General features: G+C 73.8%; 9 protein-coding genes and 2 tRNA genes. 9 read left to right on the forward strand and 2 right to left on the reverse strand.

Annotated elements, in window-relative coordinates; genetic code table 11:
* Window positions 1–149: 149 nt before the first annotated feature.
* Both ACF08N_RS12700 and ACF08N_RS12705 read left to right on the forward strand, forming a co-directional pair.
* A complete protein-coding gene (locus tag ACF08N_RS12700; RefSeq protein ID WP_392324596.1) occupies window positions 150–704 on the forward strand; it encodes a SigE family RNA polymerase sigma factor in 555 nt (184 codons plus the stop codon).
* Between the two features lie 225 nt (window positions 705–929).
* The gene (locus tag ACF08N_RS12705) at window positions 930–2,588 is read left to right on the forward strand and encodes a long-chain fatty acid--CoA ligase (RefSeq protein WP_392324690.1); all 1,659 of its coding nucleotides are present in this window, start codon (window positions 930–932) and stop codon (window positions 2,586–2,588) included.
* A gap of 87 nt (window positions 2,589–2,675) precedes the next feature.
* Here ACF08N_RS12705 and ACF08N_RS12710 read toward each other — a convergent pair whose 3' ends face one another.
* Window positions 2,676–6,737 carry a PAS domain-containing protein gene (locus ACF08N_RS12710; RefSeq protein WP_392324597.1) on the reverse strand — a complete coding sequence of 1,354 codons (4,062 nt, stop codon included), beginning with the start codon at window positions 6,735–6,737 and terminating at the stop codon, window positions 2,676–2,678.
* Window positions 6,738–6,905: 168 nt separating this feature from the next.
* A complete protein-coding gene (locus ACF08N_RS12715; protein ID WP_392324598.1) occupies window positions 6,906–7,349 on the reverse strand; it encodes an SSI family serine proteinase inhibitor in 444 nt (147 codons plus the stop codon).
* 233 nt (window positions 7,350–7,582) lie between these two features.
* Between ACF08N_RS12715 and ACF08N_RS12720 the strand changes: the two genes are divergently transcribed.
* The 7 genes from ACF08N_RS12720 (at window position 7,583) to ACF08N_RS12750 (ending at window position 13,034) form a co-directional block, all read left to right on the forward strand.
* Window positions 7,583–7,676 (forward strand) — tRNA-Ser (locus tag ACF08N_RS12720).
* Window positions 7,677–7,906: 230 nt separating this feature from the next.
* Window positions 7,907–7,979: transfer RNA gene (locus ACF08N_RS12725), tRNA-Arg, on the forward strand.
* A 74-nt stretch (window positions 7,980–8,053) separates the two neighbouring features.
* Window positions 8,054–8,920: a DUF2797 domain-containing protein gene (locus tag ACF08N_RS12730; protein WP_392324599.1), complete on the forward strand. Its 867-nt coding sequence runs from the start codon at window positions 8,054–8,056 to the stop codon at window positions 8,918–8,920.
* Between the two features lie 98 nt (window positions 8,921–9,018).
* Complete coding sequence (locus ACF08N_RS12735; RefSeq protein WP_392324600.1) at window positions 9,019–9,354, forward strand: antibiotic biosynthesis monooxygenase family protein; 336 nt, start codon at window positions 9,019–9,021, stop codon at window positions 9,352–9,354.
* 76 nt (window positions 9,355–9,430) lie between these two features.
* Window positions 9,431–10,294 (forward strand): amidohydrolase family protein, encoded by an 864-nt coding sequence (locus ACF08N_RS12740; protein WP_392324691.1) that lies wholly within the window; start codon window positions 9,431–9,433, stop codon window positions 10,292–10,294.
* 273 nt (window positions 10,295–10,567) lie between these two features.
* Window positions 10,568–11,305 (forward strand): response regulator transcription factor, encoded by a 738-nt coding sequence (locus tag ACF08N_RS12745; RefSeq protein ID WP_392324601.1) that lies wholly within the window; start codon window positions 10,568–10,570, stop codon window positions 11,303–11,305.
* Window positions 11,298–13,034, forward strand: a complete 1,737-nt coding sequence (locus ACF08N_RS12750) for a hypothetical protein (protein ID WP_392324602.1) — start codon at window positions 11,298–11,300, stop codon at window positions 13,032–13,034. The genes ACF08N_RS12745 and ACF08N_RS12750 overlap by 8 nt, the downstream gene beginning before the upstream one ends.
* The last annotated feature ends 15 nt before the right edge of the window (window positions 13,035–13,049 follow it).

Below are 13,049 nucleotides of genomic sequence, written 5' to 3' on the forward strand. Positions count from 1 at the left end.
CGGCCTGATCGACAAGACATCCCCTAGCCCCTGGGGGCACCCTCCACCTTCAGGAGGTGCGGCCCGCGCCGGCCCTCCAACCTGAGGGGGACACCGCTTCGGTCCCTGGGGCCGATCCGCCGCGCCGGGCCCGCTCCTAGCGTGGAGACATGACCACGCCAGTCTGTACGAACGCCTCCCAGGCCGCCGCGCCGGTGCCGTCGTACACGCCGTACACATCGTTCTCGTCGTACGTACGGGCGCGGGGGCCCGTACTGCTGCGGACCGCCAGGTCGCTCACCGCGAACCCCAGCGATGCGGAGGACCTGCTGCAGACCGCGCTCACCAAGACGTACGTCGCGTGGGACCGGATCGAGGACCATCGCGCTCTCGACGGCTATGTGCGCCGGGCCCTGCTCAACACGCGCACGTCGCAGTGGCGCAAGCGCAAGGTGGACGAGTTCGTCTGCGACGAGCTGCCGGAGCAGGAGCCCCTGCCGGCGACGGACCCGGCCGAGCAGCAGGTGCTGCACGACGCGATGTGGCGTGCCGTGACGAAGCTGCCGGACCGGCAGCGGGCGATGGTCGTCCTGCGGTACTACGAGGACCTGAGCGAGGCCCAGACGGCAGAGGTGCTCGGCGTGTCGATCGGCACGGTCAAGAGCGCCGTGTCGCGGGCGCTCGGCAAGCTGCGCGACGACCCCGAGCTGACACCGGTCCGCTGACGGGAGGCCCGGTCGGGCGACCGGAGCACTGGCGCGCTCATCCGCACCGCCGGCCCGCATGCCGGACGCGGACGCCCGCTACCGGCGCGCGTTGTGCGGCCTTGCGCGGGGATGTGCGCTGATGTGCGGGATTCATTACTCCCGGGTAGTGACATACCGCTCGGTATGTGCGCAGAATCTTCCCACTTGCCGCAACGTAGCGCCAGCGCCCACCGGGAGGACGCCGTGCTGAGCACCATGCAGGACGTACCACTGACTGTGACCCGCATCCTTCAGCATGGGATGACGATCCACGGGACATCGCAGATCACCACCTGGACCGGCGAGCCGGAACCGCACCGCCGCAGCTTCGCCGAAGCCGGCCGGCGCGCCACTCAGCTGGCCAACGCCCTGCGGGACGAGCTCGGTATCGACGGCGACCAACGCGTCGCCACCCTCATGTGGAACAACGCCGAGCACGTCGAGGCGTACTTCGCGATCCCCTCCATGGGCGCCGTGCTCCACACGCTGAACCTGCGCCTGCCCGCCGAGCAGCTCGTGTGGATCGTGAACCACGCCGCCGACCGCGCGGTGATCGTCAACGGCTCCCTGCTCCCCCTGCTCGCCCCGCTCCTTCCGCACCTGCCGACCATCGAGCACATCGTGGTCTCCGGTCCCGGCGACCGTTCGCTGCTCGCCGACACCGAGGCGCAGGTCCACGAGTACGAGGAGCTGATCGCGGGCCGGCCCACGACGTACGACTGGCCCGAGCTGGACGAGCGCGCGGCCGCGGCCATGTGCTACACCTCCGGCACCACGGGCGACCCCAAGGGCGTCGTCTACTCCCACCGCTCCATCTACCTGCACTCCATGCAGGTCAACATGACCGAGTCGATGGGCCTGACCGACAAGGACACCACGCTCGTGGTCGTCCCGCAGTTCCACGTGAACGCCTGGGGCCTGCCCCACGCCACCTTCATGACCGGCATCAACATGCTGATGCCCGACCGCTTCCTCCAGCCCGCGCCGCTCGCCGACATGATCGAGCGCGAGAAGCCGACGCACGCCGCGGCCGTTCCCACCATCTGGCAGGGCCTGCTCGCCGAGGTCACGTCCGGTGGTGCCGCGGGCCGTCGCGACCTCAGCTCCATGAAGCAGGTCACCATCGGCGGCGCCGCCTGCCCGCCCTCGCTCATGGAGGCGTACGACAAGCTCGGCGTGCGGCTGTGCCACGCCTGGGGCATGACGGAGACCTCGCCGCTGGGCACCATGGCCCACCCGCCGGCCGGCCTGAGCGCCGAGGACGAATGGCCCTACCGCGTCACGCAGGGCCGGTTCCCGACCGGTGTCGAGGCACGGCTGGTCGGCCCGGGCGGCGAGTTCCTGCCCTGGGACGGCGAGTCGGCCGGTGAGCTGGAGGTGCGCGGCGCCTGGATCGCCGGTGCGTACTACGGCGGAGCGGGCGGCGAGGACTTCCGCCCCGAGGACAAGTTCAGCGAGGACGGCTGGCTGAAGACCGGTGACGTCGGTGTGATCAGCGCGGACGGCTACCTGACCCTGACCGACCGGGCCAAGGACGTCATCAAGTCCGGCGGCGAATGGATCTCCAGCGTCGAGCTGGAGAACGCGCTGATGGCCCACCCCGAGGTCGCCGAGGCGGCAGTCGTCGCCGTCCCGGACGACAAGTGGGGCGAGCGTCCGCTGGCGACGGTCGTGCTGAAGGAGGGATCGACGGCGGACTACGGGACGCTGCGGGACTTCCTGGCGCAGTCGATCGCCAAGTGGCAGCTGCCGGAGCGCTGGGCGATCGTCCCGGCGGTGCCCAAGACCAGCGTGGGCAAGTTCGACAAGAAGGTGATCCGCAGGCAGTACGCCGACGGGGAGCTGGACGTCACCGAGCTGTAGAGACGTCACGCGGCTGCCCGCGGCGGCGACGAGACGACGCAGGGGCTGGCGGTCGTGACCGCCGGCCCCTTCGCGCGAGCACGGGCGTCAGTTGGTGCCGATCTTCGCGAGCAGATCGACGATGCGGGCCTGGACCTCGTTGCTGGTCGAACGCTCGGCGAGGAAGAGCACCGTCTCTCCCGACGACAGGCGCGGCAGCTCGGCCGGGTCGAGGCCCGCCGAGGTGTAGACGACGAGCGGGGTGCGGTTCAACTGCCCGTTCGCGCGCAGCCAGTCGATGATCCCGGCGCGCCGGCGGCGCACCTGCATCAGGTCCATCACCACCAGGTTCGGCCGCATCTGGGTGGCCAGCGTGACCGCGTCCGCGTCGGCGCCCGCCCGGGCCACCTGCATCCCGCGCCGCTCCAGCGTCGCCGTCAGCGCGAGCGCGATCTCCTCGTTCTCCTCGATCAGCAGCACGCGCGAGGGGTGCTGCTCGCTGTCGCGAGGGGCCAGCGCCTTTAGCAGGACGGCCGGATCGGCGCCGTACGCGGCCTCCCGCGTCGCCTGCCCCAGGCCCGCGGTCACCAGCACCGGCACCTCGGCGGCCACGGCGGCCTGCCGCAGCGACTGCAGCGCGGTCCGGGTGATCGGCCCCGTCAGCGGGTCCACGAACAGCGCCGCCGGGAACGCGGCGATCTGCGCGTCGACCTCCTCGCGGGAGTGCACGACGACGGGCCGGTATCCGCGGTCGCTCAGCGCCTGCTGCGTGGAGACGTCCGGCGCGGGCCACACGAGCAGCCTGCGCGGGTTGTCCAGCGGCTCGGGAGGCAGCTCGTCGTCGACGGGCTGCGGCTGGGGCCGGTTGGCGACCTCGACCGCACCGCCGGGACCGTCCAGCGGCTCGGGCCCCTCGGCGCCCTCGTCGGGTGCCCCTATGGCGTACGCGCGGCCTTCTGTGCGGTCGGCGGGCAGCCGTGATGTACCGGGTGCCGGGACGACGGGGGCGGGCGCGGGGCTCGGCGCCGCCTGCGGCTGCGGATGCGGGCGGGCGGCGGCCTCGGGGAGGTCGCTGTCCGGGCGCGTGCCCAGCTTGCGGCGGCGGCCGGAGCCGAGCGTCTGGTTCTGCTGTTGCGTGAGGTGCTGGACGAACGGCACGCCCTGCCCGAGAGTGCGCACGCTGAACGCGCGGCCCTGTGTCGAATCGGCCGTGACCGGCTCCTCGGCGGGCAGCGGCTGGGCGACGCGCGGCGGGGGCACGACGGGGCCGGCCACTCCTGTTGCCGCTCCCGTCCTCGCCGCCGGACCCGCCGCGGCTGTCGTTGCCGCTTCCGCAGCGGGAAGCGCCGGAGGCAGCGGCAGGGACACGGCACCGGTGTCCGTGCCCTGCGCGGGCGTGCTCGCCGGGGCCGCCGGAGCCGGAGCCAGATCCGCCGCGTCCGCGGGGGCCTGTGCCGCGGCCGGGACCGAGCCGGTCCGCCCGTTCTCCGGCGCGCCAGGCATCGGCTGCGCCGCGGGCCAGGTGCCGGACGCGCTGTCCGGGGCGGTCTCCTGCGCGTTCTGCGGCGTCTGCTGCCCGGGCGGAACGGGCTGCGGGACGGACTGCGGGACGGACTGCGGAGCGGCCGGCCGGCCGCCGGTCCCACCGGCACCCCCCGGGGCCGTCTCGACGGCGGCGGCCGGCTGCGCGCCGCGCGCGCGCCTGCGGCCCGTGGGTGCCGGATGCGGCTGCGGCGGCGTGTGGTGCTCGGTGCCGGGGGCCGTGGCCACCGCGTCGTGCTGCTCGGCCGGCTGCGCGGCGGCGGCCTCGGGCTGCACGCGGTCCGCCTCGGCGGGCGGCAGCGCGAACGCGGTCCGCGGGGCGCCCTCCGCCTCGGCCGGTGCGGGGGCGAGTGCCCGCCGGGCCCGACGTCCGGTCGACTGCGCGGCCACCGGCTGTGCGGCGACCGACTGTGCGGCGGGCTGCGCCGGGGACGGCGCTGCGGCCAGCTCTGGCCGCCCGCTCTCCACGGCCCGCCGGGCCCGCCGCCCCGAAGGAGCGCCCGCGAGTCCATGGGCGTCGACCGGCACGCCCTGCGGCGGCACGGTCTCGCCGCGCGCGGCCCGGCCGCTCGCGCCTTCGGCGGCCGTGACCACCGAGCCCTCGGCGGCCTGCGGCGCGGCGGCCGCGGCCTGCTCGGCGGGGCTCGGCCGCCCGCGCCGGCGCCCGGTGCCGCTGCCGTTGCCGCCGTTGCTGCTGTTGCCGTTGAGGCTTCCCTCTCCGGAGGTGTCGCCCGCGTCCTGGGCGGGAACTGGCCCCGCCTGGGCCGCCCGGCGGCGCCCGCTCGGCGGCGCGGCGACCGGGTCCTCCATCGCCACGGGGCTCTCCAGGAAGGCGTCCGTGGAGGCCCGCCGCGCGCGCCGCCGACCGCCGCCGGCCGTTGCCGGGGTGGGCTCGGACGACTGCTGGGCGGGCAGGGCGAGCTCCATGGCCGGCGGCGGGGCCACCGTCCCCGCGCCCTCGCCGAGCGGCACCTCCAGCACGTACGCGCTGCCGCTCATGCCCGGCACCTCGTGGGTCTGGAGCACTCCGCCGTGCGCCCGGACGATGCCGCGGACGATCGGCTCGTGCACCGGGTCCCCGCCGGTGAAGGGGCCCCGCACCTCGATCCGTACGACGTCGCCGCGCTGTGCCGCCGCGACCACGACCGTCGAGTCCACGTAGCCGCCGCCGGGCACGACCCTGGCCTTGCCCGTCGAGTCGACGCCCGCGACGTCCGCGACCAGGTGCGCGAGCGCCGTCGCCAGCCGCGCCCCGTCCACCTCGGCCTCTATCGGCGGCGCGTGAACGGCGAACTGGGCCCGCCCCGGGCCGATCAGCTCGACAGCGCCCTCGACGCCCGTCGCCACGACGGCGTCGAGCAGCACCTTGGACTTGGTCAGCGCCTCCGCGCCCATGTCGAGGCGCTGGTAGCCGAGCACGTTGTCGACCAGCGTCGTCATCCGGGCGTAGCCGGCGGCCAGATGGTGCAGGATCTGGTTCGCCTCGGGCCACAGCTGTCCGGCCGGGTCGTCGGCGAGCATGCCCAGTTCCCGGCGCAGCTCCTCCAGCGGCCCGCGCAGCGACTCGCCGAGCACGGCGGTCAGCTGGGCGTGCCGGGCGGCCAGTTCCCCGTACCGCTCGGCGCCGGCCTCCAGCTCGGAGCTGTACCGCTCGGTCTTGTCGGCCAGTTCGGCCTCGTACTTCTCCGTGGTGGCCGCGAGCTCGGCCGTCAGCCGGTCCTTCGTCCGCGACAGCTCACCGGTCAGCCGCTCCGTCGTCCGTGACAGCTCGGCGGTCAGGCGCTCGGTCGTCTCCGCGAGTTCCGCCGCGTGCTTCTCGGCCAGCTCCTCGAACGGCCGCCGGTCGGTGAACGTCATCACCGCGCCGACCAGCTGGTCCCCGTCGCGCACCGGCGCGGTGGTCAGGTCGACGGAGATCTTGGCGCCGCTCTTGGACCACAGCACCTGGCCCCGCACCCGGTGCTTGCGCCCCGACTTGAGGGTGTCGGCGAGCGGCGACTCCTCGTACGGGAAGGGTTCGCCGTCCGCGCGGGAGTGCAGGATCAGCGGGTGCAGCTCCTGCCCGCCGAGGTCGCTGGCGCGGAAGCCGAGGATCTGCGCGGCGGCCGGGTTGACGAGGACGACCCGCCCCTCGGTGTCGGTGCCGACGACTCCCTCGGCCGCGGCCCGCAGGATCATCTCGGTCTGCCGCTGCGAACGCGCCAGCTCCGCCTCGGTGTCCACGGTTCCCGACAGGTCCCGCACGACCAGCATCAGCAGCTCGTCGCCGGTGTAGCCGCCCGCCGAGTCGTAGGCCTCGCGCCCGTCCAGGCCCGCGCTGGTCACCTCGACCGGGAACTCGCTGCCGTCCGTCCGCCGCGCGATCATCCGGGTGGGCTTGGTGCGCCCGTGCTCGTCGGCCGTGTCGGGCCGGCGCATGGAGCCGGGGATCAGGCGCGAGTCGAACTCGGGAAGCAGGTCGAGCAGACCCCGTCCCACGAGAGCGGTGCCCGGCGCCTCGAAGAGCTCGAGGGCGATGGTGTTGGCGTTGACGACCGTGCCGTTGGCGTTGACGAGAACGAGCCCGTCCGGGAGGGCGTCGAGTATGGCTGCGAGGCGAGCAGCGCCTCGGGATGGCCTGCTGCTCACGACGACGGTTCCTCCCTGACCTACTGCGTATTGCGGACGGCCGGTCCCATCTTGCCCCTCGGGCCTCGGCCTGTCACTGAGGGAGTCTAAGGGCAGCGCTGGGCGCCGGGACGGCGGATGCGGGGGAGCTCTCACCAAGGTTGTGTGCGGATGGCGTACTCCTTCGGCCTATGACCTGGTGTTCGGCAGGAGGGGCTCCAGCATGTGCCAGCGCGAGATCTCGCAGCCGTCGGACCGGTCGAAGGTGGCGTCCACGCGGCGCCCCTGCCAGGTGCCGGTGACCCGCGCGGTGGCCGGGCCGCCGAATTGCTGGGTGCACATCTGTCCCTCGGGCACCGGCGCGAACGGGTCGTGGTTCTGCAGGGCGAACTCGTCGAGCCGCTCGCACGCGGCGCCGGCGGCGGGGTGGGTGCCGCCCGCGGGGGAGCACTCCAGCTCGTAGCGGCCGTCCGTCCGGGTCCCGGTCTCGGAGACGACGACTGTCAGCCGGTCGGGTGAGTCCAGAAGCGTTACGGGCAGCGGCAGGGGCGACGTCACGGCTCCGGCGGCGGGCACTGCACCGGCCAGTGCGGCGGCGGACACGGTGGCGGTGAGGACGAGGCGTCTCAGCATGTAGGGCTCCTGAAGATTCACGGGTCCGTCCGGGGGCGGGTGCCGCTCGGCGGATCTCGACCGGGCAGCGGGAGGGCCCCGGCATCTCTAACGCTGCGGGTGCCGCCGCGTTGCGCAACCGGAGATGCTTTGCCCTGCGGCCCCCGGGGCTAGTACCGTGGACGGCGATTGGTGACAGGCCACCGTGCTGTGTCATCATCTGCACGCACCATCCGCGCCCGCGCGGGTGTGCTGGAGGCGTCGCCTAGTCCGGTCTATGGCGCCGCACTGCTAATGCGGTTTGGGTCTTAAAGCCCATCGAGGGTTCAAATCCCTCCGCCTCCGCCAGTTGATCACCGAAGCCCCGGCCCGACGGCCGGGGCTTCGGTCGTTCCCGCGCCCGGTTCGCACCCGGCCCCGTCCGCCGCCGCCGTGGCCCCACCGCACGTGCGCACTCCGCCCATTCGGGCGTTTATGCAGGTCAGAAGGGGTGCGGCTAATGGATTTCGCGTGACGGCGCAGGTCATGTAATGTTGTTCCCGCAACGCCGACCGGGCAGAAAAGCCCGGGAAGCACAAGCACTCGTAGCTTAACGGATAGAGCATCTGACTACGGATCAGAAGGTTGCAGGTTCGAATCCTGCCGAGTGCACACAGACGAGAGGCCCCGGACGAGAGTCCGGGGCCTCTCGCGTTGTACGGCAGTGGGCGCCCGGAGGTGTCGGCATGGCGTGGCGGTGTGCGGGGGTCGCGTGGCCCGCGGGGGCGCGGGGGGCCGTGCTGCGCTGGGAGGGCGGGCGGGTCAGTCCGCTCGGGGCCGGGCGGGTGATCGGCTTCCGCGCCGAGGGCGAGCGGCGCTGCGTCGGGGCCCGGGGGAACCCCTGTCCGCTGTGCGCCCAGGTCTCCGCGCGGGCCACGCAGGCGCGGTGCGCCGAGTGCGCGCGGCTGGACCGGGTGCACTCCGTGGCCGCCGACGGCGTGCCCGACGATCCCCGGACCTACCGGGTGTACCTGGCCTGGTTCGGGCCCGGGATGGTCAAGGTCGGGATCACCGCCGAGGAGCGCGGGGCGGCCCGGCTGCTGGAGCAGGGGGCCGTGGTCTTCAGCTGGCTCGGGCGCGGGCCGCTGATGGCGGCCCGGCGGACCGAGGAGCTGTTGCGGGCCGCGCTCGGCGTGCCCGACCGGATCCCGTACAGCACGAAGCGGGCGGTGCGGGCGGCGTTGCCGCCGGTCGCCGAGCGGGCCGCCGAGGTCGTGGAGCTGCACGCGCGTGCCGTCGCGCTCGGCGAGTGGGCCGGCTCGCTGGAGCGGATGCCCTGCGAGGTGGTCGATCACGCGGCCGTGTTCGGGCTCGACGGGCTGCCGGCCGCGACCGGGGTCGTGCGCGAGCTGGCCGACCGGGGCGTGGTCGCCGGGCGGCTGCTGGCCGTGGCCGGGCCCGATCTGCATCTGCGGACCGCCGGGGACGCGGTCGTCGTGCTGGACACCCGGCTGATGACCGGATGGTCGCTGCTGGGCGCCGACCCGGGGGCGCCGATCAGCGTCCCGGTGACCGACCTGCGGGCCGGGGGCGCGCAGGACGGACTGTTCTGAGCGGCGGCCCCCCGCAGGGCAAAGGAATGGATCCCTTTCGGATCCCGTACGGCAATGACGGTGGACAGCGACGCCCGCCGGACCGGAGTGTGGCGGTCATGAACATCAAGCCTGTCGCGGGCATAGAACCGCCCTACTACGCCGTCGTCTTCACCTCCGTCCACCGCGACGACCCCGACGGGTACGCCGAGACCGCCGTGCGGATGGAGGAGCTCGTCGGGGACGTGCCCGGCTTCCTGGGGTACGAGTCGGCCAGGACGCCCGGCGGCCTCGGCATCACCGTCGGCTACTTCCGGGACACCGACTCCATCGCGGCCTGGCGGCGGAACCTGGAACACCAGGAGGCGCAGCGGCGCGGGCGGGCCGAGTGGTACGAGAGCTACAGCGTCCACGTCGCCAAGGTCGAGCGGAGCTACGGCTTTGAGCTCGGCTGACGTGGCTGACGCGGCCCGCCCGGACCGCTCGGACCGCTCGACTGAGGGGGGCGGCTCGGCTGACGGCCAGGAGGCGCTGGAGGTACGGGAGTTCTGGGGGCGGCTCGGGCTACCAGGGCTCGTCGACGTCCACACGCACTTCATGCCCGAGCGCGTCCTGCGCAAGGTGTGGGCGTACTTCGACGCGGTGGGGCCTCTCACCGGCCGGGAATGGCCGATCACCTACCGGAGCGCGGAAGACGAACGCGTCGCTGTGCTGCGGTCGTTCGGCGTGCGGACGTTCACCTCCATGCTCTATCCGCACAAGCCGGGCATGGCCGCCTGGCTCAACGGCTGGTCGGCCGGCTTCGCGGCGCGCACACCGGACTGCGCGCACACGGCGACCCTGTTCCCCGAGCAGGGGGTGGCCACGTATGTGAGGGAGGCGGTCGAGGGCGGGGCGCGCGTGTTCAAGGCGCACGTGCAGGTCGGCGCGTACGACCCGGGCGATCCGCTGCTCGACCCCGCGTGGGGGCTGCTCGCCGAGGCCGGGGTGCCGGTCGTCATGCACTGCGGCTCGGGGCCCGCGCCCGGCAAGCACACCGGGCCCGAGCCGGTGGGCCGGCTGCTGGCGCGCCACCCACGCCTGCGGCTGGTCGTCGCGCACATGGGCATGCCCGAGTACACCGACTTCCTCGCCCTCGCCGAGCGGTACGCGCACGTGTACCTCGACACGACGATGGCGTTCACGGACTTCAGCGAGGCCATGGTGCCGTTCCCGGTGCGGGAGCGGGGACGGCTCGCCGGCCTCGGGGACCGGATCGTGCTGGGGACGGACTTCCCCAACATCCCGTACCCGTACGTCCATCAGCTGCGCGCCCTCGAACGGCTGGGGCTCGGGGACGACTGGCTGCGGGCCGTCTGCCACGACAACGGCGCGCGGCTCCTCGCACCGGCCTAGGGGGTGTCTCGCCGATCTTGCCGGGCTCGCGACGCCTGGCACCGCGCCTCGCCGCGTTCTCGTCGGTCGCCGACGCTCCGCGTCGCCTCCCTCCTCCGCCTTGCGATCCACGGCACCAGACCCTCCCCCTACGCCCTGCGGGCGTGGGGGGACCCCCACTCCCTCATCCGGCCTGATCGACAAGACACCCCCTAGCGTCCCTCGGAGGATTTCTCAGGGAATTCACAGCTTCGGCCAAGAGGGCTCTCAGGGCGGGCCCGCACGGTGGCGAGCATGACCACCACCTCGCCCCAGGGGCGCACCGAACTGCTCAGGCCCGACGGCAGTCCCGTACGGGTGCTCGTCGTGGACGACGAGGCGCCGCTGAGCGAGCTGCTGTCGATGGCCCTGCGGTACGAGGGGTGGGAGGTGCGCAGCGCGGGCGACGGCGCGGGCGCGCTGCGCTCGGCGCGCGAGTTCCGGCCGGACGCCGTCGTGCTGGACGTGATGCTGCCCGACATGGGCGGCCTCGCCGTCCTGGGCCGGCTGCGCCGCGAGGTGCCCGACGTGCCCGTGCTCTTCCTCACCGCGAAGGACGCGGTCGAGGACCGGATCGCGGGGCTGACGGCGGGCGGCGACGACTACGTGACCAAGCCGTTCTCGCTGGAGGAGGTCGTGGCCCGGCTGCGCGGCCTGATCCGGCGGTCGAAGGCGGCGGCGGTGCGCAGCGAGTCGCTGCTCGTCGTCGGTGACCTCACGCTCGACGAGGACAGCCACGAGGTGACGCGCGGGGGGCAGTCGATCCATCTCACGGCGACCGAGTTCGAGCTGCTCCGCTACCTCATGCGCAATCCGCGCCGGGTACTGAGCAAGGCGCAGATCCTGGACCGGGTGTGGAACTACGACTTCGGCGGCCAGGCCAACGTGGTCGAGCTGTACATCTCGTACCTCCGCCGGAAGATCGACGCGGGACGGTCGCCGATGATCCACACCCGTCGCGGGGCGGGATACCTGATCAAGCCCGGTGAGTGAGGTGCCGGCCCGCCTGCGCGGGCGGTCGGTGGGAGAAGCGTCGGGGCACCTGCGCAGGCGGCCGGTGCGTGGGGCGCGGGCAGGTCTGCGCGGGCGGGCGGTGCGTGGGGCGCGGGCGGGCCTGCGCCGGCCGCCGTGGTCGCTGCGGACCCGGCTGGTGGTCTCGGCGGTGCTGCTGATCGCCGTGGTGGGCGCGGTGATCGGCACGGTCACGACCGTCGCGTTCCGCACGTATCTGTACGGACAGCTGGACGCGCAGCTCGGCGCCGTGACGATGCGGGCCACCGGGCCGCCGGTCGGCCAACTCGCCCTGGCAGGGCTAGTGATCGTGGTGTCCGGCGGCTGGTGGGTGGCGGTCGTCGAACTGTGGCCCGCGTCCTCGCGCCCGTACGTCGGCGGCTCGCAGACCAACAGCTTCCTGGAGCTGACCTTCGGCTACAACGGCCTCGGCCGGATCAACGGCAACGAGACCGGCAGCGTCGGCGGTGGCGGCGGCCGGAGCGGCGGCGGCTGGGGGGAGACCGGCATCGACCGGCTGTTCGCCGGGAACATCGGCGGCCAGATCGCCTGGCTGCTGCCCGCCGCGCTGGTGCTGCTGGTCGCGGGGCTGGTCCTCACCCGGCGCGCGGGCCGTACGGACACGGCCAGGGCGGCGTTCCTGGTGTGGGGCGGCGCGCTGCTGTCGACCGCGGCGGTCTTCAGCTTCATGGCGGGGATCTTCCACGAGTACTACACGGTGGCGCTCGCCCCGTACATCGCGGCCCTGGTCGGCATGGGCGCCACGATGCTGTGGGAGGAACGGGCGGCCCTCCGGTGGTCGGCGGCGCTCGCCGGTACGGTGGCGCTCACGGCCGGGTGGGCGTACGTCCTGCTGGGCCGGAGCGCGGACTATCTGCCGTGGCTGCGTACGGCGGTGCTGATCGGCGGCCTCGTGGCCGCGGCGGGGCTGCTGCTCGCGGCCCGGGCCGGGCGGAAGCTGGCGCTCGCCGCCGCCGGGCTGGGTCTCGCGGCCTCGCTGGCGGGCCCGGCGGCGTACTCGCTCACGACACTGGGCGACGCCCACGTGGGCTCGATCGTCACGGCGGGGCCCGCGGTGGCGGGCGGCCGCGGCGGCCCGGGCGGCGGACCGGGCGGACCCGGCGGCGCCGAGGGCGCCCTCCGGACGCAGCCGCGCGGTCAGGCGGACGGTCAGACCGGTGGTCAGGCGGACGGCCAGACCGGTGGTCAGGCGGACGGTCAGGCGGACGGCCGGATGCAGCCTCCCGGGCAGCCGGGCGGCCAAGCCGGCGGCCAGGGCCCTGCCCGGAGTCGGGGTCAGGTGCCCGGTGGCGCCCCGTCCCGCGGCGAGGGCGGCCTGGGAGGACTGCTCGGCGGTACGACAGTCGACGCAGAAGCCGCGGCCAGGATCGAGCAGGACGCGGACGACTTCACCTGGGCCGCCGCGGCCGTTGGCTCCCAGAACGCCGCCGGCTACCAACTCGCCACCGGAGAGCCGGTGATGGCGATCGGCGGCTTCAACGGAAGCGACCCCTCCCCGACCCTTGCGCAGTTCAAGCAGTACGTCGCCGACGGGCGGATCCACTGGTTCGTCTCCGCCGGCGACGGCATGCGCGGCGGACCGGGCGGCGGCGCGGACTCCGGTGCGGAGATCGCCGCGTGGGTCGAGGAGAACTTCACCGAGGTCACTGTCGGAGGCACGACCTTCTACGGCCTGACCGCGGCCGTTTAGCGCTATACAGCGTAC

Origin of the sequence: Streptomyces sp. NPDC015127 (assembly GCF_043080095.1) — a bacterium.
Classification (GTDB): domain Bacteria; phylum Actinomycetota; class Actinomycetes; order Streptomycetales; family Streptomycetaceae; genus Streptomyces.